Genomic DNA, 23,692 nt, shown 5'->3' on the forward strand with positions numbered 1-23,692 from the left:
CGAAGAAGCGCGCGCTTCAGCCGGCCACGTCGACCGCGCTGGCGTGCTCGCGCGTCGCCGCGAAGGTGATCGTCGGCCAGCGCTCTTGCGTCAGCTGCAGGTTCACGCGCGTCGGCGCGATGTAGACCAGCTCGCCGGCGCCGTCGATGGCGAGATTGAGCGCATTCTTCTCGCGGAATTCTTCGAGCTTCTTCGCATCGCTGCAGCGCACCCAGCGTGCGGTGACGACGCCGACGTTCTCGAACGCGGCTTCGACGCTGTACTCGTCCTTGAGCCGATAAGCGACCACGTCGAACTGCAGCACGCCGACCGCGCCCAAGATCAGATCGTTGGACATCAGCGGCCGGAAGAACTGCGTCGCGCCTTCCTCCGACAGCTGCGCCAGACCTTTCTGCAGCGCCTTCATCTTCAACGGGTCCTTCAGCCGCGCGCGGCGGAACAGCTCCGGTGCGAAGTTCGGAATGCCGGTAAAGGAGAGCGCCTCGCCGGCGGTGAAGGTATCGCCGATCGAAATGGTGCCGTGGTTGTGCAGGCCGATCACGTCACCCGGATGGGCGTTCGCGGCGATTTCGCGGTCGGATGCCATGAAGGTCAGCGCATTGGCGATGCGCACTTCCTTGCCGCTGCGTACGTGCAGCATCTTCATGCCGGCTTCGTAGCGGCCCGAACAGACGCGCAGGAACGCAACGCGATCACGATGCATCGGGTCCATGTTCGCCTGAATCTTGAACACGAAGCCCGACAGCGCCTCTTCGCTCGGTTCGACCGTGCGCGTGGTGGTCGCGCGCGGCTGCGGGGCGGGAGCGTGCTCGACGAAGAAATCGAGCAACGGCTGCACGCCGAAGTTGTTCACCGCCGAGCCGAAGAACACCGGCGTCTGGCGGCCGGCCAGATACTCCTCGCGATCGAACGGATGCGAAGCGCCGCGCACCAGTTCCAGTTCCTCGCGCAGTTCCGCCAGCATGTCGGCGCCGATGCGCGCGGCCAATGCGGGATCGTCGAGACCTTTGAAGATGGTCGAATCCTGGCGCGTGAAATTGCGCCCCGCCTCGTACACGTGAACCTCGTCCAAGAGCAGGTGATAGACGCCCTTCAGGCGCGAACCCATGCCGATCGGCCAGGTGATCGGGGCGCACGGGATCTTCAGCACCGACTCGACCTCGTCGAGCAGCTCGATCGGCGCGCGGCCTTCGCGGTCGAGCTTGTTGATGAAAGTCATGATCGGCGTGTCGCGCAGGCGGCACACTTCCATCAGCTTGATCGTGCGCTCCTCCACGCCCTTGGCGCAGTCGATCACCATCAGCGCCGAATCGACCGCCGTCAGCACGCGATAGGTGTCCTCGCCGAAGTCGGCGTGGCCGGGCGTGTCGAGCAGGTTGACGATCTTGTCTTCGTAGGGAAACTGCATCACCGACGAGGTGACCGAGATGCCGCGTTCCTTTTCCAGCGCCATCCAGTCCGAGGTCGCATGGCGCGCCGCCTTGCGGCCCTTGACCGAGCCGGCCATCTGGATCGCGCCGCCGAACAGCAGCAGCTTTTCCGTCAGCGTGGTCTTGCCGGCGTCGGGATGGGAAATAATGGCGAAAGTGCGCCGACGCTGCGCTTCGCTGACGGTAGAGTTCATGATCGGAATCGAAAGGCTGGCGGCGTCACGCCGCCGCGAAGGGCGCGCATTGTACGGAATGCGCGCCTCGGCCGCTCGAAGCGGCGTCGCGGGCGAAGGGTTTCGGCCGCGATGAGCCGCACGATCGCGATGCTGGTCTATGCGGACGGGCAGTCGCTCGACGTCAGCGGCCCGACGGAAGTATTCGCCTTGGCGCATCGGCAGACGCTCGAAGACGATCCCGCCGGCACACCGCCCTATCGGCTTCTGTTCGTCGCGCCCGAGCGTGGCGTGGTGCGAATGGCCTCGGGTCTGTCGCTGTATGCGGAACTGGCCTACGACGAACTGCCCGACCCGGTCGACACCGTGCTGGTCAGCGGCGGCACGGTCGATGCGCTCGATCGCGTGCGCGCGAACGCGGCCCTGGTCGCTTGGGTCGCGACCTTGCCCGCGCGCGCGCGGCGCGTCGGCGCGATCTGCAGCGGTGCGCTGCTGCTGGCCGAGGCCGGCGTGCTCGACGGCCGTCAGGCCACCACGCACTGGCTCGACGTCGCCGAGCTCGACCGCTATCCGGCCGTGCAGGTGGTGCCGGATGCGATCTACGTGCAGGACGGTGCGATCTGGACCTCGGCCGGTATCACCGCCGGCATGGATCTGGCGTTGGCGATGGTCGCCGCCGATCTCGGCATGCCGCTCGCGCTGAAGGTCGCCAAGCGCATGGTCATGCTGGCCAAGCGTTCCGGCGGGCAGACGCAGTTCAGCAGCCTCTTGCGCGCGCAGCACGCGCCGGACGGCTTCGCCGAGCTGGTGTCGTGGCTGCGCGAGGATCTGCGCCGCACGCGCGACCTCGATGTGCTGGCCGAACGCATGCACTTGAGTCCGCGCCATTTTCGCCGTCGCTTCGTCGCGGTCTTCGGCATCACGCCGCAAACCTATCTCGAGCAGTTGCGCGTGGAAGCGGCCAAGGGTCTGCTCGAGAACACGCGCAAGGAACTCAAGCGCATCGCGCACGAATGCGGGTTCGCCTCCGAAGAAGGCCTGCGTCGCGCGTTCGTACGCCAGTGCGGCGTGCGTCCGGCGCAGTACCGCGAGCGTTTCGGTCTGGCCGGCTAGCCGCGCCAGCGACGATGGCCGCGGATGCGCGACGTCTGTCCGCTGCCGCACAGACGCCGGCGGCATCATCGGCGGGCGCGATCTTGCGCACGATCGAGAGTCCCGTCATGCCATTCCGTTTCCTGCGCGCCGTGCTGGTCGGCGCGAGCTTCCTGCTGGCGACCGCCGTGCCCCTACACGCCGCGCACGAGGCGCATTCCGAGCCGAAGATCCGCGTCGGCATCGTGTTGTTCGATGGCGTGGAGATCATCGACTTCGCAGCGCCCTACGAGGTGTTCGGCGCCACCGGCTTCGCCGTCGACACGCTCAGCTTCGACGGCAAGCCGGTGACTACCGCGATGGGCCTGAAAGTGACGCCGGATCGCTCCTTCGCCCAGGCGCCGACCTACGACGTGATCTTGGTGCCCGGCGGCGACGTCGAGCAAGCCAGCGCCGATGCGCGCGTGCTCGACTTCATCCGCACACGCAGCAAGAACGCCAAGGCGGTGCTGTCGGTCTGCACCGGCGCCTCCATCTTGGGCGCCGCCGGCCTGCTCGACGGGCTCAAGGCGACCACCTTCAAGCCGCGCATCGACGACCTCGCCAAGGCCTATCCGAAGGCGAACGTGGTGCGCGACGTGCGCTGGGTCGACAACGGCATCGTCATCACCTCGGCCGGACTCGCCTCCGGCATCGACGCGGCCCTGCACGTGGTCGCGCGCCTGCGTGGCGTCGAAGTGGCGCGCAGCACCGCGGTGCACCTGGAATACGACTGGCATCCGGACGGCGGCTTCGTGCGCACCCTGCTGGCCGACCGCTACCTGCCCAACTTCGAGCGCATCCAATGGCCGGCCGACGCCAATTTCCAGCAGCGCTACGCCTACGGCGACCGCGACCACTGGCGCGCGCGCTACCTCACGCCGACGAAGGCCAAGCCGGAAGAGCTGCTCGCCCTGATCACCAAGGCGATGGGCGAGGCCGGCGGCTGGCAGAAGGACGGCGAGGGCTACGCCTGGCGCTCGGAACGTGAAGGCCGCGCGCTGCGCCTGGTCTTCGCTGCCGGCGAGCGCGATGCGGCCGGCAAAGCGTATGCGGTCGACGTGACGCTCGACGCGCAGTGACGATTTGCGCGGACGGAAGCGGCGAATCGCCGCTTTCTTTCCGGTCGGGCAGTTCTCCGTACTCGCCCGATTGCTCCCGATGGAGCTGCTGTTCCCCCTCTCCCGCTTGCGGGAGAGGGCAGGGTGAGGGCGAGCGGAGTGGTGCGCTCCGCTTCCCCTCACCCGCGCCTTCGGCGCGACCTCTTCCGCAGGCGGGAAAGGTGAATAGGATACTTCGGATATCTAGACGTCTAAACGTCTGTTGACGGCATGAGCACATGTCGCTAAAGTTCGCCTCGCTGCTCATCAAGACCGGCTGAGGGACAGGCCCTTTGAAGCCGGGGCAACCTGCGGGATCAAACCCGCCACGGTGCCAACTCCCGCGGGGACGCGCGTCGCGCGATCCGCCGAGAGATGAGTGCGAAGCCGACCCGCGTCGTCCGACGCGGCTCGTCGTCGCAATCCTCTCCGGTTCCCCTCGGTCGATGGGCGATACGGAGAACTGCGATGACCTTCCAAGCCCAAGCCGACGTCCACCACGCTTTCGAGTTCGAGCGCGTCTCCGCCGTGTTCGCAGACGCGCCATCGCACGTCGCCGAGACCATCGTCGACGCGCGCGGCGAGCTGTCGATCCGGCTCAGCCCCAAGCACGCCGACGGCGCGCGCGACGTGCGTGTTCGCTACGCGCTGCACGGAGCGGCGGGCGCTCCGGTGATGATCGTGCAAGGCGGCATCTCGGCCAGCCGCGACGCCGTCGTCGCGGCCGACGGCAGCGACGGTTGGTGGAGCGCGATCGCAGGCCCCGGCCGTGCGATCGATACCCGCCGCTGCCGCGTACTGTCGATCGACTGGCTCGAACTGGCCGATCTCGGCGACGCGCACGCCATCGACAGCGCCGACCAGGCCGACGCCCTTGCCGGCGTGCTCGACGCGCTCGGCTTGCAACGCGCGCACGCCTTCGTCGGTTCCTCATACGGCGCGATGGTCGGCCTGGCCTTCGCCGCGCGCCATCCACAGCGCGTGCGTCACTTGATCGCGATCGCCGGCGCGCACCGTGCGCATCCGCTCAGCGTCGCCGTGCGCAACATCCAGCGCGAAGTCGTTCGGTTGGGCGCACGCCTCGGCGACGCCGACGCCGGCCTCGATCTGGCGCGGCGCTTGGCCATGACCACCTACCGCGGCGAGCGCGAGTTCGCCGAGCGCTGCGCCGACGCGCCGGTACTCGAAGACGGCCGCTTCCACTTCGCCGAAGAAGCCTGGCTCAAGGCGGCCGGCGCCAGCTTCGTGCAGCGCTTCAGTGCCGAACGTTATCTCTCCCTGTCCGAATCGATCGATCTGCACCGCGTCGAGCCGGAAGACGTGCGTGTTGCGGCCACCCTGATCGGCATCTCGACCGACCGCGTGGTGCCGCTGGCCGACCTGTGCGAGCTGCAGCGCCGCTGCGCCGCCGCGGCGACCTTGCACGTGATCGATTCGCGCTACGGCCACGACGCCTTTCTCAAGGAAGACGCGCAGATTTCCGCGCTGCTTTCGGAAACCTTCCACTCCATCGGAAACTGACATGAGCACCGCATCCTGTACCCGCGCCGTGCGCGCCGGCATCGAATCGGACACCCAGCACGGCGCGGTGGTGCCGCCGCTGCACCTGAGCACGAATTACACGTTCGAAGGCTTCGGTCGCAAACGCCAGTACGACTACTCGCGCAGCGGCAACCCGACGCGCGACCAACTTGGCGCGGCCTTGGCGGATCTGGAAGAGGGCGCCGGCGCGGTCGTCACCGCGAGCGGCATGGCCGCGGTCGCACTGGTGCTCGAGCTGGTGCCCGCCGGCGGCCTCGTGCTCGCCGCGCACGACTGCTACGGCGGCACCTGGCGCCTGCTCGACGCGTGGGCCAAGAAGGGCCGCTTCCGCGTCGTGTTCGCCGATCTCACCGATCCGGTGCAGCTGGCCGAAGCGCTTTTGCACAAGCCCGATCTGGTCTGGGTCGAGACGCCGTCCAATCCGCTCCTGCGCATCACCGACGTGCGCCACGTCGCGCAGGCCGCGCATGCGGTCGGCGCGCGCTGCGTGGTCGACAACACCTTCCTGTCGCCGGCGCTGCAGCGCCCGCTGACGCTCGGTGCCGATCTCGTCGTGCATTCGACCACCAAGTACATCAACGGCCACAGCGACGTCGTCGGCGGCGCCGTGATCGCGAAGGACAAGGAGACCGCCGATCAGCTGGTCTGGTGGGCGAACTGCGTCGGCCTGACCGGCGCGCCGTTCGACAGCTTCCTGACCCTGCGCGGCTTGCGCACCTTGGTGCCGCGCCTGCGTGCGCACGAAGAGAACGCGGCGCGCATCGCCGCCTTGCTGGATGCACATCCTGCAGTCGCGAAGGTGTACTGGCCCGGTCTCGCCGCGCATCCGGGACACCAACTCGCCGCGCGCCAGCAGAGCGGCTTCGGCGCGATGCTGAGCTTCGACCTCGACGGCGGCCTCGACGCGATCGAGACCTTCCTAGACGGGCTGCAATTCTTTTCGCTGGCCGAATCGCTCGGCGGCGTCGAAAGCCTGATCGCGCATCCGGCCACGATGACGCACGCCTCGATGGCGCCCGAAGCGCGGCGCAAGGCCGGCATCAGCGACGCGCTGCTGCGCATCTCCGCCGGCATCGAAGACGGCGCCGATCTTTGCGCCGATCTCGAAGCCGCACTGGCGCGTGTCGAGACGCTCAAACGCACGCGCAAGGTGAGCGCATGAGCGCCGCTCCGCATCTTGTCACGACCTCGAACGCCGACACGGCGTTGGTGTTGCTCGGCACCGGCGTGGTCGGCGGCGCACTGCTGCGTCTGCTGGCGACGCCGGCCGCTTCCACCCTGTATTTGGTGGGCGCGGCGAATTCGAAGCGGCAGATCGCCAACGCGCGCGGCCTGGTGCCGGCGCGCATCGATGCCGCGCTGGCCGAAGCGGCGCCGGGGCGCGACGACGCCAGTCTGCTCGCCGCGCTCGATGCGAGCGGCGCGTCGCGCCGCGTCGTGGTCGACGCGACCGCTTCGGCCGCGACCGCGGCGCGCCACGCGGATTGGCTCGCCGCCGGCTACCACGTCGTCAGCGCCAACAAAGCCGCAACCGGCGAGAGCCTGCAGGCGTGGACCGAACTCGGCCGCGCCGGCCGTCGCGGCGGCGTTGTTTACGGCGATGCGGCAACCGTCGGCGCCGGCCTGCCGGTGCTGTCGACCCTGCGTCGCCTGCGCGACTGCGGCGACCGCCTGCTCGCGCTCGACGGCGTGTTTTCCGGCTCCTTGTCGTGGCTGTTCAACCAATTCGACGGCAGCCGCCCGTTCTCGGCCTTGCTGCGCGAGGCGCGTGCCTTCGGCTACACCGAACCCGACCCGCGCGTGGATCTCGGCGGCGCCGACGTCGCGCGCAAGCTGTTGATCCTCGCGCGCAGCGCCGGGCATGCGCTCGATGTCGCCGATGTCGAGGTCGACAGCTTGGTGCCGGCGGCATTGCGCGAGGTGGAAGTGGATGACTTTCTCGCACGCGCGGAGGAACTCGACGACGATTTGGAACGCCGCCGCGTCGAAGCCGCGTCGCGCGGCCAGCTGCTGCGCTTCCTGGCGCGGCTGGACGAGCGTGGCCAGGCGCGCGTGGGGTTGACCGAAGTCGCGCCGAAGCATCCGGCTGCGCGCTTGGCCGGCACCGACAACCTGTTCGCGCTGAGCACGCAGCGTTATCGCGCACAGCCGCTGGTGATCCAGGGGCCGGGTGCCGGTCCCGAAGTCACGGCGCAGGCCTTGCTCGGCGATGTGTTGGCGTTGGCAGCCACGCGCGCACGTGCTCACGCCTAAACACGTATAGAAAAGCTCTGAACCCTCTCGGCGGCGTCATGACCGCGAACGCGGGTATCTACTGAGTAGCGTCGTGCCAAGTGACCTCACCCGGCGCGCTGCGCAGGCCGGCCTCTCCCGCGAACGGGAGAGGCGAACAACTCAGGCTTTCGCTTTTCTGCGCACCAGCCACAACAGCGCGATCGCCAAGGCGGCGCTGAACAGGCGCAACGCGTTGCCCGACCATCCGAACACGGCTTCGTCGGGAACGCTGAAGACATTCCACGCCGCGTTCAACGAGATGTGGAAGACCCATCCGCTCCAGATCGTGTAGCCGTCGAGCGCATCGAGTACCGCGAAGATCACCCCGCCGATCGCGGTCATACAGAAAATCGTCAGCGCGATGCCGCCACCGCCGCCGGCGCCGTACCAGTGCACCAGGCCGAACGCGATCGCCTGCACCAGCACCGCGGCGGCGAAGCGCCAGCGCAGGTCGTTGCGCGTGAAGACGAAGCCGAAGCCGCGGAACACGATTTCCTCAGCCAGCGGAAACAGCACGGCGAGGAACAACAGATCGCGCAGCGACCATTCGCTGGAGAGCTTGCCGAGCAGGGCGAGTCCGATCCAGCACGGCAAGGTCGCCAGCGCGGTCAACATCGGTCCGCGCCAGCCGTTGCCGTGCAGACCGAGGCTGCGCACGAGTTGGCCGCGCTGCCGACTCAACAGGAACGCGGCGACCAGCGCGACCGCGACCGCGATCAGATTGTCGAGCAGCGAGCCGCCGTAAGGCATCGGCAGCGGTGGAATCTTGAAGCCGAGCAGGGGCGTGAGGTCGCGTACCTGCAGCGCGAGGCCGAGTACGAGCACGACCACGAGGAGGCCGGCGAAGGTTCGCAGGGGAGCGGATCGACTCACGCGGTGTTTCCTTTTGGAGAGGGCTTGCACTGCACAAGAACGAACGCCCCGCGCGGGCGGGGCGTTCGTTCAAGACGCGGAATTCATTCGTGGCGGAGATCGATGTCGCCGCTGAAGGTTTCGATCTTGACCTGACCCTGACCGCCGCCGTTGCTGACGTCGAGGTTGCTGCTGGGGCCGTGTTCCTCGTGCTTGACCGCGCCGAAGTCGGTGCGGATCGAGCCGCTGAAGCTGGAGGCACGCAGGCGCGCCGAGAGGTCCTGCGGCAGATACAGGCGCACGCTGCCGCTCATCGATTCGACGTCGACGCGCACGTCCGCATCCGGCTTGCCGCGCAGGTTGATGTCGCCCGAGACGGTGCCGGCGCTGATCTCGCGGTAACGGCCGTTCTCGGCGTCGATGTCGCCGGAAACGGTTTCGTACTTGATGTGGCCGGACAGGCCGCGTGCGCGGATGTCGCCCGAAACGGTCTGCACGCGTGCGCGCTCGGCCTTGCCGTCGAGGTCGACGCCGCCGCTGACGCTGTCGACATCGATTTCCTTAGCGCCGCTGGACAAGCGCAGCTTGCCGCTGACGCTGTCGACATCGAGCAGGCGCCCCCCCACATCCGACAAAGTCAGATCCGCACTGACCACGCCGACCTTCAGCTCGGCCGATTTGGGCACCTTGATGTCGAGCTCGCTCGGGCCGATGCGCGAATCGGCATTCCAGCCGAACCAGCCTTGCTTGTCGGGCGCCTCGATCTTGATGCGCAGCTGCGCGCCGCCGCCTTCGATGGTCGGCTTGGCGCCGCTGCCGAGTTCGCCGCTGATGGAGACTTCGTTGCGATCCCAACCGCTGATCGTGACCGAGCCTTTCGCGTTGGAGATTTCGATACGCGCATCGGCATCGACGGCGCGCTTTTCGTCGATCGGCGTGCCGGCGTAGGCGCTGGCAGCGGTCAGGGCGAACAGGGTGAGGGAAGCGGATCGGATCATCGGGAAGGCTCCAGGCATCAACCGGCAGTGGCGCCGTAGTGCTCGAGTTTCATGCGGCGGGCGTTGGTACGGTTCAACAGGCCGACCAGGAAGGTGGCGTCGGGACGATCGGCGAGTGCCTGCTCCAGCTCCGCCTGCGCGGCGTCGAGCACGACGGCGGCACCGGCCAGGCGCGGATCGCCGCCCGGCGCATTCATGCGGATGTCGGCGGCGTCGGGCGACACGCGCGGCAGTTCGCGTTCGATCGTGCGCGCATCGCGGGCGGCGAAATCCGATCCGGCCGTGTGCGGTTGCAATCCGAGCACCAGCACGCCGGCGCCGACTGCGACCAGCATCGCGGCCGCCGCTGCCAACGGCAGCCAGCTGCGCCGGCGCGATGCCGGCACGGCGCGCGCCTCGTCGGCGATGCGCTTCTCGATCGCCGGCCACAGGTCGATCTGCGGCGGGCGCGGCGCGTTCATCTCGCGCAACTTGCGCTGGATCTCGAAATCGTTCATGCGGCGTCTCCGAGCATGGTGCGCAACAGACCGCGCGCACGATGCAATTGCGCTTTCGAAGAACCGACCGCCATGCCCAACTCGCGGCCGATCTCTTCGTGTTTCCAACCTTCCACATCATGCAGGACCAGCACCGCGCGCGCACGCGGCGGCAGCTTGGCGACGGCCTGTTCGAGGTCGGCGCGCTCGCCGGCGCAGAACGGGGTGACCGGTTCGCTCGCCGCTTCCAGCACGCCGTCTTCGACGGTGTCTTCCGGATCGCGTCCGCGCACGTCCATCAGTGCCACGTTGACCGCGAGCCGATGCAACCAAGTGGTGAACGCGCTTTCGAAGCGGAAGCTGTCGAGCTTCTGCCAAGCGCGCACGAAAGCTTCTTGGGTCAGTTCCTGCGCACGCGCTTCGTTCATGCCCGACAGCCGCCACACGGCGCCGTGCACGCGGCCGGCGTGGCGGCGGTAGAGCGCTTCGAACGCGCGCATGTCGCCAGCGGCCGCAGCGCGGACCAGCTCGGCATCGGTCGGTTCGGCCACTTCGGTGCGTGGCGGTGCGCTCATCGGCAGGGGCATGGCAAGGCAGGCATTCATCTTGCCAGCTTGGATGCGCGACCGTCGTGAAGGGTTTACACAGTCATGACAGCCGTGTCGACGAGAGCGGCACCGCGAAGGAAGAGAGAGGAACCGCCGCGCCGACCTCGTCCGAGCGTCGGCGCGAACCTCATCCCGCAGCGACCTTGCGTGCCGGCGAGCCGGCCTTCGCCAGCGCCGCGGCGACGCGCTGCTGCTCCTCGCGCAGACGCGCCGGCGTACGCGCGCCGAACGAGTCGAGGTAGCGGCCGATGTCGTCGATTTCGCCGCGCCAGTTCTGCGGGTCGACCTCGAGCAGGGTGTCGAGCGCGCGCTCGGGCAGGTCGAGGCCGTCGAGGTTCAGGTCGTTCTTGCGCGGCAGCTGGCCGATCGGCGTTTCAGTGGCGCCGACGGTGCCGTCGCAGCGGCCGATGATCCATTCCAGCACGCGCAGATTCTCGCCGTAGCCGGGCCAGAGGAACTTGCCGTCGGCGCCTTTGCGGAACCAGTTGACGTGGAAGATCTTCGGCAGCTTCGCGCCGGGGCGGTCGAAGGACAGCCAATGCGCGAAGTAGTCGCCGTAGTTGTAGCCGCAGAACGGTTTCATCGCCATCGAGTCGCGGCGCAGTACGCCGACCGCGCCGGTCGCGGCGGCGGTCGTCTCCGAACCCATCGCGGCGCCGACCAGAACGCCGTGGGTCCAGTCGCGCGCCTCGAACACCAGCGGAATCAGCGACGGACGGCGGCCGCCGAACACGATCGCCGAGATCGGCACGCCTTGCGAATCTTCCGCACGCGGCGACCAGCTCGGCGCCTGCTTGGCCGACACGGTGAAGCGCGAATTGGGATGCGCTGCCGGGCCGTTGGCCGGATCGTAGGGGCGGCCCTGCCAGTCGGTGACCGGCGTGCCGGGCAGGCCTTCCCACCAGGGCTGGTCGTCGGCGGTGACGGCGACGTTGGTGAAGATGGTGTCGCGCTGGATCGAGGCCAGCGCGTTCGGATTGGTGTCGTTGCTGGTGCCGGGCGCGACGCCGAAGAAGCCGGCCTCCGGATTGATCGCGTACAGGCGGCCGTCGGCGCCGGGTTTCATCCAGCAGATGTCGTCGCCCACCGTCCACACCTTCCAGCCGGCGCGGCGGTAGCCTTCCGGCGGAATCAGCATGGCCAGGTTGGTCTTGCCGCAGGCGGAAGGGAACGCCGCGGCGATGTAGTGCGTCTCGCCTTGCGGATTCTCGATGCCGACGATCAGCATGTGTTCGGCCAGCCAGCCTTCCTGGCGCGCTTGGTAGGAACCGATGCGCAAGGCGTGACACTTCTTGCCGAGCAGCGCGTTGCCGCCGTAGCCCGAGCCGTAGGACTTGATCGTCAGCTCTTCGGGGAAATGCATGATGAAGCGGCGCTCGGGATCGAGCTCGCCGATCGAATGCAGGCCTTTGACGAACGCCGGTTGCGCGCCGCGCGCAACCGCTTCAGCACCTTCACGCTCGATCCGCGCCAGCGCCGCGGCGCCCATGCGCGTCATGATGCGCATGTTGGCGACGACGTAGGGCGAGTCGGTGATCTCCACGCCGCAGCGCGAGATCGGCGAGTCGATCGGGCCCATGCAGTAGGGCACCACGTACAAAGTGCGGCCTTGCATGCAGCCATCGAACAGCGCATCGATCTTGGCGTGCGCCTCGGCCGGGTCCATCCAGTGATTGTTCGGTCCCGCGTCTTCCTGATTCCGGGTGCAGACCAGGGTCAGGTGCTCGACGCGCGCGACGTCGGATGGATGCGAGCGGTGCAACCACGCGTTCGGGTGCGTGTCGGGATTGAGCGGCAGCAAGGTGCCGTCGGCCTGCATCTGCTCGAGCAGGGTTTGGTATTCGGCGTCGGAGCCGTCACACCAGTGAATGCGGTCGGGTCGGGTTCGTCGGGCGACGTCGTCGACCCATCGGTTCAATGCTTCGAGTTGGCTGGCCATCGGAGGGGGCGCCGCAGCGCCGGTTGCAAGGGGGTAGGGGGACGGTAGCCTCGCCCTGCGGCCAATGCAAGGAAGCCTGCAAAACCAGGCCGCCGCCGCGGCAAACGGCCGCGGGCGGCCTCAGTCGTCGCTCGGACGCGCCAGTTCGAGCAGGGCGGTGCGGCGCTTGGCCGGCAGCGCGCGGTAGCGTTGCAATAGGGCTTTTTCGTTGCGGTCGCGGATCGTCAGAGCGGGGTCGGTTTCGCCGTAACTGGCGCTCGGTTCCTTCACGCCGACCGCCGCCGGCGGCGCGCCGCAGATCAGCTCGTCGAGCGAGCGGCGCAGGATCGCGCGCAGTTGCGGCAAGACACGGAAACTCGGCGTCTCGCGCCCGTTCTCCCAGGCCGAAACCGAGGATTTGGTCACGCCCAGCGCAAAGCCGAGCTGTTCCTGCGTCATCCCGGACGCGACGCGCGCTTCGCGAAGGCGATCGGCGAAACGCTTCATCTGCAAAGACTCCGTCCGCTGGAGCCTCGGACGGTATTGGCCGCGCCGGCCACTGTCGTGCGGATTTAGTTGACAATTATTGTTCGGATATTCAATACTCATCACTCTTTGATGAGCAAGAGGAGGCGGCAGGCGGCGTAGGCCGCTACGCGGTGCGAGCAAATTGGGGCAATGGCGTCGGGAAGGACGGCCGGCAGAGCTGCCGAACGGGTCCGTCGCGGCGACAGCGAAGTGCCGGTCGCAGGAATGCGCGGCACCGGGCCGGGCTTCTGGCCCGAACGAGTCGCCCAACGGCGGCCGTGCTCCAGCGGCGATACGGAGGTCGCTCGAAGGAGGGACGTATTGCTCGTCACCCATACAGGAGTTTCCCAAATGCTCAGCAATGCCGTTTTATCCGCGCGCTATCTCGATTGGCGCGACAGCATGGCGTTCGCGCCGGAGCTGTCCATTCCGATGGACCCGATGTCGATCTACCGCCTGAACAGCGCGGCGGCCGTCGGCGACCAGCCCGTCGAACAACTGCGCCAGTCCGTGGTGGAAGAGTTCGCCGACAGCGAACGCGGCCGCGATTGGACGCAACGTCTTCATCTGCAGGAAGACCGCCTGCACGACATCCGCCTCGACGACGCCGAACGTTCGGTGCGGATCGCCGGTGCCGAGCGCCTCAGCGGCGGCAATCGGCAGACCCTGCTCGCACTCGAGAAAACCTTTGCCGGGAACGGCTACGGCGTGCCGGCGATCACGATCCTGATTCTTCTGGTCGTGGTCGTCGTGGCGGTTGTGCAGCGAATCGAATGAGTCGGCGAACGCCGCCGGAGACATTCGTTCTTCGGGGGCCGTTCCGGTGCGGTCACAAGGAGCCGTCATGCTCGCGACGCTGTTTTCGGTCTTTCTCGATTACCAATGCAATTTCAGCTGCAGTCACTGCAGCGTCGGCAGCAGTCCGCAGACGAAGTTTCCGATGTCGCGCGAGACGCTGCTGAACTTCTTCCGCCAGCTGCAGGACATCTCAACTAAAAAAGTCGTCGTGTTCACCGGCGGTGAAGCGACGATTCATCGCGAGCTGCTGCTCGAGGGCATCGCGCTCAGCCGCGCGCAAGGCTGCCGCACGCGTCTGGTGACCAATGGCTGGTGGGCGAAGTCGCGGCACCGCGCGATCGACTACGTGCGCATGCTGAAAGAGGCCGGGCTGGACGAGCTCAATACCCGCTACGACGACTACCACGAGCCGTTCATCGGTATCGAAAAAATCGCCCATCTGATCCACGGCGCGCTGGAGAACGAGCTCGCGGTCGGCATGGGCGTGATCGTCGACAAGGCTGCGCGCTGGGATCAGAACCGCGTCGCCGATGCGCTCTGCGCGGAGTTGTCGATGTCGCGCGAGGAACTGCTGCGGCGGGTCACCGTGGTGTACGACTATCCGACTCCGAGCGGCAGCGGCAATCAGCTCGACATGGCCGGGCTCGACGCCGGCGCCAAACCCGACCTCGGCTGCCCGGAAGTAATCAAGAACCTCTCGATTCATCCCAGCGGCAGCGTGAAGGCGTGCTGCGGCCACGTCATGTTCTATTCGCGCGATCTCGCACTCGGCAACCTCAACGAGGAACCGCTGACGGAAATCATCGGCCGCGCGCAGAAGAACCTCTTGTACTGGTGGATCCACATGACCGGCCCCAAGCGGATTCTGGAGCGCCTCGGCGTGAAATCCGACTACACCAGCATCTGTCATGCCTGCCAGGACCTGCTGGTCACGCACCGTGCCGCGCTGCTCGACTACCTGCGCGAGCGGCCGCAGGAAGTATTCGCCGACGGCGTGCTGCTGGCCGACAACATCAAGCGCATGCCGGCCTTTTTGCTGGCCAATGAAGATTCGATCCTGAGAGCGTAAGGAGACGCCGATGAGACTGGCCGACTGTTCGATCGGGTATCCGAACGGCAGAGTTTTGCGCCGCGCGATCAACTACGAATTCCTGCCCGCGCTGTATCTCGTCGACGGCGCCAACGGCTCGGGCAAGAGCACCTTGCTGCGCACCTTGTGCGGCGTGCTGAAACCGTTGTCGGGTTCGGTGACGATGGCCGGTGTCGACGTGCACGAGGTGCCGGCCGTGCGCGGCCGCATCAGTTACTTGCCGCATCGTCTCGCCGGCCAGTCGGGTTTGCGTGTGCGCGACTATCTGAGTTTCTGGAGCGAACTGCGTTCCTCGCACGCGGCGAACGAGCAGCGGCGCGTGGCGGAAAGCTTCGAGCTGGCCGAACTCGCCGAATGCAAGATGGGTACGCTCAGCCGCGGTCAGATGCAGCGCGTCGCGCTGATCAAGACGCTTTCGGTCGCGGCCTCGATCTTCGTGTTGGACGAGCCGTTCACCGGCCTCGACACGCGTTACACGGAGGTACTGGTGCGCGAACTCTCCAGGCGCGTGTCCGCCGGCGCCACCGTGTTGGTCGCGCAGCACGGCCGGCACCGGCTGCGCGACGACTTTCACATCTGCGTGCCGATGCACACGCTCGGAGGCCAGGATGCCGATGTCTAACCCGACCTTTCGACTCGTCGCCGCGCTGGTCCGGCGCACGCTGCGCCAGAACGCCTGGTCGCTGCTGCTGATGCCGGGCGGATTCGTGCTGATCTGTGCCGCCTTCGTCGTCCTTGCCAAGGACTTCCCGCAGATCCTGACCGGCCCGACCGCGCACTCGCTCGACGCGATGGCGCGTCTGTACGCGGGCAGCAGCGGCGATCTCGCCAGTGTGCGCGCGTGGTCGGCGCTGTTCCTGCAGGTGCCGTATCTGGTCACCTTTCTCGGCTCGACCTACGTGGTGTCGCTGCTGTCTTCGAGTCTGATCGCCGAGACGCACAAGGGCGGCATCGAAATGCTCCTGGCCGAGCCGTTCCGGCCGCGCCAGATTGTCGCCGCCTTGTTCTGGAACAGTCTCGCGATCAGCAGCGCGGTGTGGCTGGCGGTGGTAATGCTGTGGATCGCGGCGGGCGCTGTGCTGATGCGCTATTTCGGCTTGGGCGCGCCGGTCGGCGCCGGTATCGGCATCGCGCTGATGCTGCCGCTGGCCGGCATGCTGTGGTCGGCGCAGATCGTGCTCGCACTGCATCTGTTGTGGCCGCGCCTGAGTTCGGTGCGCGTCGGGTCGGCCTGGGCATTGACGCACTACCTCGCGACGCTGCCGGCCGTGCTCGCCTTTCTCGTCATCACCTTCCGCCCCGAACTCGATCCGGTGCGCATCGCGGCAATCTTCCTCGCCGTCGGCGCGCTCGGCGCCGCGCTGGTGACGAGCGTGCTGGCGTGTGCGTTTCGGCCGTCGTCGCTGCTGGAAAGCACTTGAGGCGTTTCGACTCTCGCTCACGGCACGCGCCGTCGGAGACTTCGCATGCACTACTTCATCGAGGCCCATGGCCTCAGCAAAAGCTATGTTCGCGGCAACGAGCGCGTGGCGGCCTTGGTCGACGCAAACCTGGTCGTCTCGCGCGGCGACTTCGCCGCGCTGATGGGTCCCTCGGGTTCCGGCAAGACCACCCTGCTGAATCTGATCGGCGGCCTGGATCGGCCCAGCCGCGGCCGGCTGCGCGTCGACGGCGAAGACCTTTCCGCGATGGGGCAATCGGCCTTGGCGCGCTGGCGCGCCGCGAAGGTCGGTTTCGTGTTCCAGTTCTACCACCTACTGCCGGTGCTGAGCGCGCAGAAGAACGTCGAGTTGCCGCTGCTGTTGGCGAACCTGCCGGCACGCGAACGCAGCCGCCGTGCCGGCGTGGCTTTGGAGCTGGTCGGGCTCGGCGATCGCGCCGCGCACAAGCCGGCCGAACTCTCCGGCGGACAGCAGCAGCGCGTCGCGATCGCGCGTGCCCTGGTCGCCGATCCCGGGCTCTTGGTCTGCGACGAGCCGACCGGCGACCTCGATCGCGCCAGCGCCGACGAGGTGCTGAACCTGCTGCAGCGACTCAATCGCGAATGCGACAAGACCATCGTGATGGTCACGCACGACCCGCGCGCGGCCGCGCATGCACGCCGGCTGCTGCACCTGGAGAAGGGCGTGCTGATCGAGAACGACTGGATTCCGCTGCAGGCGTGAGCGGCGCCGGGAGAATCCGATGAAATACTTGCCGCTGATCGGCGCGAACCTGTTCCGTAGGAAGACGCGCGCCGTGCTGACCATCCTCGCGATCGCGATCGCCTTCCTGCAGTTCGGCCTGTTGCGCACGATTTCTGCGGCGTTCGAAACCGGCGTCGAGGCGGCGCAGGCGGATCGCTTGATCACGCTGCCGCGCTACTCGCTGATGGAAGGCATGCCGGCCGCCTATGCCGAACGCATCGCCGCGCGCGAGCACGTGCGCGCAGTGACCTCGGCCACGATCTTTCCGGCCAGCTATCGAGGGCAGCCGACGCGCTTCGCCGTGGTGCCGGTGGATCACGCGCGCTACTTCGAGGTGTTCGGCGATCTGCATATGGACGATGACGCGCGCGCGGCCTGGCAGCGCACGCGCATCGGCGCCGTCGTGGGTGCGTCGCTCGCGCGCCGCATGGGCTGGAAGGTCGGCGAGCGTCTGGTGATCGAGTCGAAGAGCTGGCCGCGCAGCGACGGTTCGATCGCTTGGCCGCTGGAAGTGGTCGGCGTGTACGCCGATGCGCAGGCGCGGGCGAACTACGAGTCGCAGCTGCTGATGCGCTACGACTATTTCGACGAGGCGCGCGCGTATCAGAAGGGGCGTGTCAATTGGTTGATCGAGCGCGTCGGCGATGCCGCCCACGGCGAGGCGGTCGCGCATGCGATCGACGCCGCGTTCGCCAACTCCGGCGCGCAGACCAAGACGCAGTCGGAGCAGAGCTTCGCCAAGAGTCTGGTGCGGCAGATCGGCGACATCGGCTTGATCGTCACCGCCGTGCTCGGCGCGGTGTTTTTCACGATCCTGGTGGTCGCCGGCAACAGCATGTCGCAGTCGCTGCGCGAGCGCACGACCGAACTCGGCGCGCTGAAGGCGATCGGCTTCGGTGATCGCACCCTGCTCGGCGTTGTGCTCGGCGAATCGATCGCGATGAGCCTGATCGGAGGCGCGCTCGGTCTTGCGTCGGCGGCGGCGCTGATCGTTCTCGCGCGCAGCAATCTGCAGGATTTCGGCGTCACGCAGATGCCGGCCGAGGTGCTCGTCGGCGGCGTGTTGCTGATGCTTTTGCTCGGTCTTCTCGCCGGCTTGCCGCCGGCGCTGCGCGCGCTGCGCATGAACGTCGTCGACGCGCTCGGCGCTTAGGAGGAATGCCGTGTCCGTCTTGCGTCACGCCGTCGAAATCACGCGGATCAATCTGCGCACGTTGCCGCAACGCCGCGCCGCGTCGCTGGTGATTCTGATCGGCGTTGCGGGTGTGGTCGGCGTATTGATCGCGATGCTGTCCTTGGCCGAGGGTTTTCGCGCGAGCCTGAATCAGGCGGCGTACGCCGATCGCGCCCTGGTCTTGCTCGATGGCGCCAGTTCCGAGATCGTCAGCAGCCTCAGTTCTGACCAGGTCGAGCTGATCAAAGCCGCCGACGGCGTTGCGAGGAACGCCGACGGACAACCGCTGGCGTCGGCGGAGTTGCTTCTGGTGGCCGATCTGGCGCGTGCAGGCGCGCGAGCCGGCGCCAGCTTGCCGGTGCGCGGCGTGCAGGCGGCGGCATTCGAGCTGCGACCGGAAATCACGCTCGTCGCCGGTCGCAGCTTCCGCCCCGGATTGCGCGAGATCATCGTCGGCCGCAGCGCGGCGGCGCAGTTCGGCGGGCTCGACATCGGCGCGAAGGTGAACCTGCGCGACAGCGACTGGGTCGTCGTCGGTCATTTCGGTGCCGGCGGCAGTTTCCACGAAGCGGAGATCTGGACCGACTTGGCGACGATGCAGTCGGCCTTCCGTCGCCCCGGTGCGGTGCAATCGGTGGTCGCAAAGCTGACCGTTCCGACGGCGCTGACGCAGCTGCAACGTTCGCTGGCAGCGGATCCACGCCTGGCCGAGATCAAGGCGCAGAGTTTGTCCGTCTACCTCGCCGCGCAGTCGCAGACGCTGACTCGTCTGATCACGACGGTCGGTTATGCGATCGGCTTGATCATGGCGATCGGCGCGGTGTTCTGCGCCTTGAACACGATGTACGGCGCGGTCGCATCGCGGCGACAGGAAATCGCGACCTTGCGCGCGCTCGGTTTCGGCGCGCTGCCGGTGATCGCGTCGGTGCTGGTGGAGGCCTTGTTGCTCGCGCTCGCCGGCGGGCTGCTCGGCGCCGGCCTGAGCGCGGCGCTGTTCAACGGCTATACGGTGGCGACGTTGAACGGCGCGACGTTCGCGCAGACCGCGTTCGGATTTCGCGTCACTCCGGAGCTGATCGCGCAAGGGCTCGGATGGGCGCTGGCGATCGGCCTGCTCGGCGGTATCGCACCGGCGATTCGTGTCGCGCGCATGCCGGTCGCGGCCGCGCTGCGCGCGGCCTGAAGCCTCGATGCGCGAGCGCGTCGCGGTGCCACGCGACTCACTGCGGAATCAGGATACCGATGAAGTCGCGGATGTAGGCTTCGAACTCGTCGTGGTTCATGCGCGGCTGGCCGATCTGCGCGAGCTGCACGAAACCGACGTAGGCGGAGTAGGCCAGGCGCGCGCGGTTGGCGGCGGCGGTGGCGTCGAATCCGGCCTGGTGAAATGCCTCGGTGACGAAGGCGAGGCGGCGTTCGGAGACGCGTTCGATCAGCGGGCGGATCAAGGGCTGATCGATCGATTTGATCAAGGCTGCGAACACCGCATGCGAAGGATGGCGGTGGCTGACCTGACGGATCAGTTCGCGCAGGCGCTCGCGCGGGTCGGAGGCGGCGGCGATCGCCGCTTCGAGTTCGCGCTCGTCCGAGCGTTCCCAGCGTTCCAGCGCGGCCTGCAACAGCGCTTCGCGCGTGGCGAAATGCCAGTAGAAGCTGCCCTTGGTCACGCCGAGTCGACGCGCCAAGGATTCCACTGCGACGGCGCCGAGGCCGCTTTCGGCCAGCACCGCCAAGGCGTTTTCTTCCCAATCGGCCGCACTGAGGCGGGTCTTCGGTTCCAACTTGCTGAGCGCGGCCATTTCCCTAGTCTGCCCGATGGTTTGGGGGAAATGAATCGTGACAGGGTAAACTAATGTTTACAAACGACTATCTTTTCAGTACGCATGCGTATTGATTTCGTCATGCAAGCCATCCATACTGCCTAGTATGGAAAGCGCCGCGAAATCGCTACCGCTCGCAACCGACCGTCGCCTGCGCCGGCCGGACGGGATGGAGCTGGCGCTGTCGTATTGGCCCGGAACGCGTGGCGGCGTGGTGTTCGCGCACGGCTTCGGGCAGACGCGCCTGGCCTGGGCCGGCAGCGCGCAGCGCATCGCCGCGGCCGGCTTCGCGTGCGTCGGTTTCGATTCGCGCGGTCACGGCGACAGCGGCTGGCGCGGCGAAGAACCCTACCATTTCGATCCGATGGTCGAGGACCTCATCGCGGTCGCCGCCACCGTCGGCCCGCGGCCGGTCTTGGTCGGCGCCTCGATGGGTGGCCTGCTCGGCATCGCCGCGCAGAGCCAGCCGGAACCGCCTTTCGCCGCGATGGTGCTGGTCGACGTGACGCCGCGCTGGGAGACGCAAGGCGTCGAGCGCATCCTCGGTTTCATGCGCGCGCATCCGGACGGCTTCGCTTCGTTGCAAGAAGCGAGCGAGGCGATTGCGGCGTATCTACCGCACCGGCGCGAACGCAAGTCGCCCGAACGGCTGCGCTCGCTCCTGGTCGATCGTGGCGACGGCCGCCTGCGCTGGCACTGGGACCCGCGCCTGCTCGACGACCTTACCCCCGACATCGACAGCCATCAGCCGATGCTGCTCGAAGCGGTGCGGCGTATTCGCGTACCGCTGCTTCTGATCAGCGGCAGCGAGAGCGACATCGTCTCGCAGTCGACCATCACCGAATTTCTTGAACTCGCGCCGCACGCGCGCCATGTCGTTGTGCCCAAGGCCACGCACATGGTCGCCGGCGACGACAACGATGCATTTACCCGCCACGTACTAGAGTTTCTGCAATCGCTCGCAAGCGAGGAGTCCTGAGATGAGCTCGATCCTTCCGTTATTGGCCGGCGTGCTGGTCTCGCTCGCCGCCGCGTACCTGCGCATCGGATTGCGCCCCTGGAGCATCGCCACCGCCATCGCGATCGTCGCGGTCGGTTGGCTGGCCGGCTCTTCGTTGCTGGCGATTCTGCTACCCCTCATCGTGTTCGCGGCAATCGTGGTCCCGCTAAACCTGGTCGACTTCCGCCGCAAGAAGATCACCGCCCCGTTATTGGCCGCGTTTCAGAAGGTGATGCCGCCGATTTCCGACACCGAGCGCACCGCGCTCGAAGCGGGCACGGTCGGGTTCGAGGGTGAGCTGTTCAGCGGCAAGCCGGACTGGAGCCAGCTGCTGAAGCAGCCCAAGCCCGAACTCAGCTTGGAAGAACAAGCCTTCCTCGACGGACCGGTGGAAGAGGTCTGCGCGATGGTCAACGACTGGCAGATCAGCCACGAGCTGGCCGACCTGACGCCGGAGATCTGGGACTACGTCAAGAAGAAGAAATTCTTCGGCATGATCATTCCCAAGCAGTACGGCGGTCTCGAGTTCTCCGCGCTGGCGCAGTCGGCCGTGCTGCAGAAACTGATGAGCGTGTCGGGTTCGTTGTCCTCGACCGTGGGGGTGCCCAACTCGCTCGGCCCGGGCGAACTGCTGCTCCACTACGGTACGCAAGACCAGCGCGACTACTACTTGCCGCGCCTGGCCGACGGCCGCGAAGTGCCGTGCTTCGCGCTGACCGGTCCGACCGCGGGTTCCGACGCGACCTCGATTCCGGATTTCGGCATCGTCTGCAAGGGCGAGTGGCAGGGGGCGCAGGTGCTCGGCGTGCGCCTGACGTTCGACAAGCGCTACATCACGCTGGCGCCGATCGCGACTTTGATCGGTCTCGCCTTCCGCCTGCACGATCCCGATCATCTGCTCGGTGACGTCGAAGACATCGGCATCACCCTCGCGCTGTTGCCGCGCGATACCAAGGGCCTGGAAATCGGCCGCCGCCACTTCCCGCTCAACGCCGCGTTCCAGAACGGTCCCTTGCGCGGCAAGGACGTGTTCGTGCCGCTGTCGCAGCTGATCGGCGGCGCCGACATGGCCGGGCAGGGCTGGCGCATGCTGATCGAATGCTTGTCGGTCGGCCGCGCGATCACCTTGCCCTCGACCGCGTCGGGCGGTGTCAAGATCGGTGCGATCGCGACTGGCGCCTACGCACGCATCCGCAAGCAGTTCGGCATGTCGATCGGCCGCTTCGAGGGTGTCGAGGAAGCGCTCGCGCGCATCGGCGGCCACACTTACGCGATCACCGCCCTGTCGAAGGCGGCGGCTGCGGCTGTCGCGCGCGGCGAAAAGCCGGCGGTGCCGTCCGCGATCGCGAAGTACCACGCGACCGAACTCGGTCGCGACGTGGCCAAGGACATCATGGACGTGCACGGCGGCAAGGGCGTGCAGCTCGGACCGTCCAACTACGCCGGCCGCGCTTGGCAGACCGCGCCGATCGCGATCACGGTGGAAGGCGCCAACATCATGACGCGCAGCCTGATGATCTTCGGTCAGGGCGCGATTCGCTGCCACCCGCACGTGCTGAAAGAAATGCAGGCCGCGCAGATTCCCGACTACGGCACGCGTCTGCGCGCGTTCGACCGCGAGCTGTTCGCGCACATGGGCTTCGCCATTTCCAACGCGGTGCGCAGTCTCGTGCTCGGCCTCAGCTTCGCCAAGATCGGCAGCGCGCCGGGCGACGCCTACACGCGCCGCTACTATCGCAAGCTCAATCGCTACGCCGCGAATCTGGCCTTGCTCGCCGACAGCTCGATGCTGCTGCTCGGCGGCAAGCTGAAGTTCAAGGAGAAACTGTCGGCGCGCCTGGGCGATGTGCTGTCCAACCTGTACATCGCCAGCGCCATGCTCAAGCGCTACGAGGATCAGGGCCGGCCGGTCGCCGATCAGCCGCTGTTGGCGTGGGCCTTCCACGACTGCGCCTATCGCATGCAGAACGCGCTCGACGGCGTCTTGCGCAACTTCCCGATTCGTCCGGCGGCGTGGCTGCTGTATGCCTTGGTGTTCCCGTTCGGCCGGCGCGAGGTGCCGCCGTCCGATCGCCTCGGTCATCGCGTCGCCGCCTTGCTGATGACGCCGAACGAGGCGCGCGACCGTCTGGCCGAATGGGTCTATCTGACGCCCAGCGCGAACAACGTCGTCGGGCGCATGAACGCGCTGCTGCCGGATGTGATCGCGGCGGAGCCGATCGAGCGCAAGTTCCTCAAGGCGGCCAAGGCCGGCGAATTGCAGGGGCTCGACTACGAGGCGCAGCTCGCCGACGCCGAGGCCAAGGGCGTTCTGAGCAGCGCCGAACGCGAGCTGCTCGCACGTGTGCGCAAGGCGACGTTCGAGTTCATCTCGGTCGACGATTTCGATCCTTCCGAACTCTCGGCCGGCTCGCGTCACGAGGAGAGCAAGCGCGCGCTGCGCTCGGTGGCTTGACGCGATTGACCTCTCTCGCTTGCGGGAGAGGTCGAAGCCGTTACGCGCAGCTGAGGGTGAGCGCAGTCGGAGCGCACTGCTTCGATTGCCCTCACCCCAACCCTCTCCCGCAAGCGGGAGAGGGGAATGCATATCCCAT

General features: G+C 67.3%; 22 protein-coding genes and 1 riboswitch. Of the genes, 14 read left to right on the plus strand and 8 right to left on the minus strand.

The genetic code is table 11. The features are described from left to right. Positions 1-16: 16 nt before the first annotated feature. Positions 17-1,624: a peptide chain release factor 3 gene (locus AC3QL3_RS04025; protein WP_492897018.1), complete on the minus strand. Its 1,608-nt coding sequence runs from the start codon at positions 1,622-1,624 to the stop codon at positions 17-19. Between the two features lie 111 nt (positions 1,625-1,735). Here AC3QL3_RS04025 and AC3QL3_RS04030 point away from each other — a divergent pair, with 111 nt between their 5' ends. The 5 genes from AC3QL3_RS04030 (at position 1,736) to AC3QL3_RS04050 (ending at position 7,629) form a co-directional block, all read left to right on the plus strand. Next, positions 1,736-2,716 carry a GlxA family transcriptional regulator gene (locus AC3QL3_RS04030; RefSeq protein ID WP_492897019.1) on the plus strand — a complete coding sequence of 327 codons (981 nt, stop codon included), beginning with the start codon at positions 1,736-1,738 and terminating at the stop codon, positions 2,714-2,716. A 107-nt stretch (positions 2,717-2,823) separates the two neighbouring features. After that, positions 2,824-3,816, plus strand: coding sequence for a DJ-1/PfpI family protein (locus tag AC3QL3_RS04035; protein ID WP_492897020.1), 993 nt, complete (start codon positions 2,824-2,826; stop codon positions 3,814-3,816). A 279-nt stretch (positions 3,817-4,095) separates the two neighbouring features. Next, positions 4,096-4,216, plus strand: a riboswitch (SAM riboswitch). Between the two features lie 86 nt (positions 4,217-4,302). After that, positions 4,303-5,355: a homoserine O-succinyltransferase MetX gene (metX, locus tag AC3QL3_RS04040; RefSeq protein ID WP_492897021.1), complete on the plus strand. Its 1,053-nt coding sequence runs from the start codon at positions 4,303-4,305 to the stop codon at positions 5,353-5,355. A gap of 1 nt (position 5,356) precedes the next feature. Then, the gene (metB, locus tag AC3QL3_RS04045; protein WP_492897022.1) at positions 5,357-6,538 is read left to right on the plus strand and encodes a cystathionine gamma-synthase; all 1,182 of its coding nucleotides are present in this window, start codon (positions 5,357-5,359) and stop codon (positions 6,536-6,538) included. Continuing rightward, positions 6,535-7,629 carry a homoserine dehydrogenase family protein gene (locus AC3QL3_RS04050; RefSeq protein WP_492897023.1) on the plus strand — a complete coding sequence of 365 codons (1,095 nt, stop codon included), beginning with the start codon at positions 6,535-6,537 and terminating at the stop codon, positions 7,627-7,629. The genes metB and AC3QL3_RS04050 overlap by 4 nt, the downstream gene beginning before the upstream one ends. 141 nt (positions 7,630-7,770) lie before the next feature. Here AC3QL3_RS04050 and AC3QL3_RS04055 read toward each other — a convergent pair whose 3' ends face one another. From AC3QL3_RS04055 to AC3QL3_RS04080, 6 genes are all read right to left on the minus strand, one after another. Next, positions 7,771-8,523 carry a CPBP family intramembrane glutamic endopeptidase gene (locus AC3QL3_RS04055; protein ID WP_492897024.1) on the minus strand — a complete coding sequence of 251 codons (753 nt, stop codon included), beginning with the start codon at positions 8,521-8,523 and terminating at the stop codon, positions 7,771-7,773. Between the two features lie 83 nt (positions 8,524-8,606). Next, positions 8,607-9,500 carry a DUF4097 family beta strand repeat-containing protein gene (locus AC3QL3_RS04060; RefSeq protein ID WP_492897025.1) on the minus strand — a complete coding sequence of 298 codons (894 nt, stop codon included), beginning with the start codon at positions 9,498-9,500 and terminating at the stop codon, positions 8,607-8,609. Positions 9,501-9,517: 17 nt separating this feature from the next. Beyond that, on the minus strand, positions 9,518-9,997 hold the full coding sequence (locus tag AC3QL3_RS04065; protein ID WP_492897026.1) for a hypothetical protein: 480 nt from the start codon (positions 9,995-9,997) through the stop codon (positions 9,518-9,520). Beyond that, positions 9,994-10,563 carry an RNA polymerase sigma factor gene (locus tag AC3QL3_RS04070; protein WP_492898850.1) on the minus strand — a complete coding sequence of 190 codons (570 nt, stop codon included), beginning with the start codon at positions 10,561-10,563 and terminating at the stop codon, positions 9,994-9,996. The genes AC3QL3_RS04065 and AC3QL3_RS04070 overlap by 4 nt, the downstream gene beginning before the upstream one ends. Before the next feature lie 148 nt (positions 10,564-10,711). Next, positions 10,712-12,523 carry a phosphoenolpyruvate carboxykinase (GTP) gene (locus tag AC3QL3_RS04075; protein WP_492897027.1) on the minus strand — a complete coding sequence of 604 codons (1,812 nt, stop codon included), beginning with the start codon at positions 12,521-12,523 and terminating at the stop codon, positions 10,712-10,714. Between the two features lie 120 nt (positions 12,524-12,643). After that, positions 12,644-13,009 carry a helix-turn-helix domain-containing protein gene (locus AC3QL3_RS04080; protein WP_492897028.1) on the minus strand — a complete coding sequence of 122 codons (366 nt, stop codon included), beginning with the start codon at positions 13,007-13,009 and terminating at the stop codon, positions 12,644-12,646. 246 nt (positions 13,010-13,255) lie between these two features. Here AC3QL3_RS04080 and AC3QL3_RS04085 point away from each other — a divergent pair, with 246 nt between their 5' ends. From AC3QL3_RS04085 to AC3QL3_RS04115, 7 genes are all read left to right on the plus strand, one after another. Continuing rightward, positions 13,256-13,807, plus strand: a complete 552-nt coding sequence (locus AC3QL3_RS04085) for a hypothetical protein (RefSeq protein ID WP_492897029.1) — start codon at positions 13,256-13,258, stop codon at positions 13,805-13,807. A gap of 67 nt (positions 13,808-13,874) precedes the next feature. Continuing rightward, positions 13,875-14,897, plus strand: coding sequence for a radical SAM protein (locus AC3QL3_RS04090; RefSeq protein WP_492897030.1), 1,023 nt, complete (start codon positions 13,875-13,877; stop codon positions 14,895-14,897). Positions 14,898-14,907: 10 nt separating this feature from the next. Further along, positions 14,908-15,540, plus strand: coding sequence for an ABC transporter ATP-binding protein (locus tag AC3QL3_RS04095; RefSeq protein ID WP_492897031.1), 633 nt, complete (start codon positions 14,908-14,910; stop codon positions 15,538-15,540). After that, on the plus strand, positions 15,533-16,339 hold the full coding sequence (locus tag AC3QL3_RS04100) for a hypothetical protein (RefSeq protein WP_492897032.1): 807 nt from the start codon (positions 15,533-15,535) through the stop codon (positions 16,337-16,339). The genes AC3QL3_RS04095 and AC3QL3_RS04100 overlap by 8 nt, the downstream gene beginning before the upstream one ends. Before the next feature lie 45 nt (positions 16,340-16,384). After that, the gene (locus tag AC3QL3_RS04105; protein WP_492897034.1) at positions 16,385-17,083 is read left to right on the plus strand and encodes an ABC transporter ATP-binding protein; all 699 of its coding nucleotides are present in this window, start codon (positions 16,385-16,387) and stop codon (positions 17,081-17,083) included. Between the two features lie 19 nt (positions 17,084-17,102). Beyond that, positions 17,103-18,257, plus strand: a complete 1,155-nt coding sequence (locus AC3QL3_RS04110) for an ABC transporter permease (RefSeq protein ID WP_492897035.1) — start codon at positions 17,103-17,105, stop codon at positions 18,255-18,257. A 10-nt stretch (positions 18,258-18,267) separates the two neighbouring features. Then, entirely contained in the window at positions 18,268-19,461 is a 1,194-nt protein-coding gene (locus AC3QL3_RS04115; RefSeq protein ID WP_492897036.1) for an ABC transporter permease, read from the plus strand. 37 nt (positions 19,462-19,498) lie between these two features. Here the strand turns inward: AC3QL3_RS04115 and AC3QL3_RS04120 are convergent, their stop codons facing one another. Beyond that, entirely contained in the window at positions 19,499-20,077 is a 579-nt protein-coding gene (locus tag AC3QL3_RS04120; RefSeq protein ID WP_492897037.1) for a TetR/AcrR family transcriptional regulator, read from the minus strand. A 127-nt stretch (positions 20,078-20,204) separates the two neighbouring features. Between AC3QL3_RS04120 and AC3QL3_RS04125 the strand changes: the two genes are divergently transcribed. Together AC3QL3_RS04125 and AC3QL3_RS04130 are read left to right on the plus strand one after the other, a co-directional pair. Then, a complete protein-coding gene (locus AC3QL3_RS04125) occupies positions 20,205-21,077 on the plus strand; it encodes an alpha/beta fold hydrolase (RefSeq protein WP_492897038.1) in 873 nt (290 codons plus the stop codon). 1 nt (position 21,078) lies between these two features. Further along, positions 21,079-23,553: an acyl-CoA dehydrogenase gene (locus AC3QL3_RS04130; RefSeq protein ID WP_492897039.1), complete on the plus strand. Its 2,475-nt coding sequence runs from the start codon at positions 21,079-21,081 to the stop codon at positions 23,551-23,553. Positions 23,554-23,692: the final 139 nt, after the last annotated feature.

The organism is Dokdonella sp. GW821-FHT11D02 (assembly GCF_058808595.1).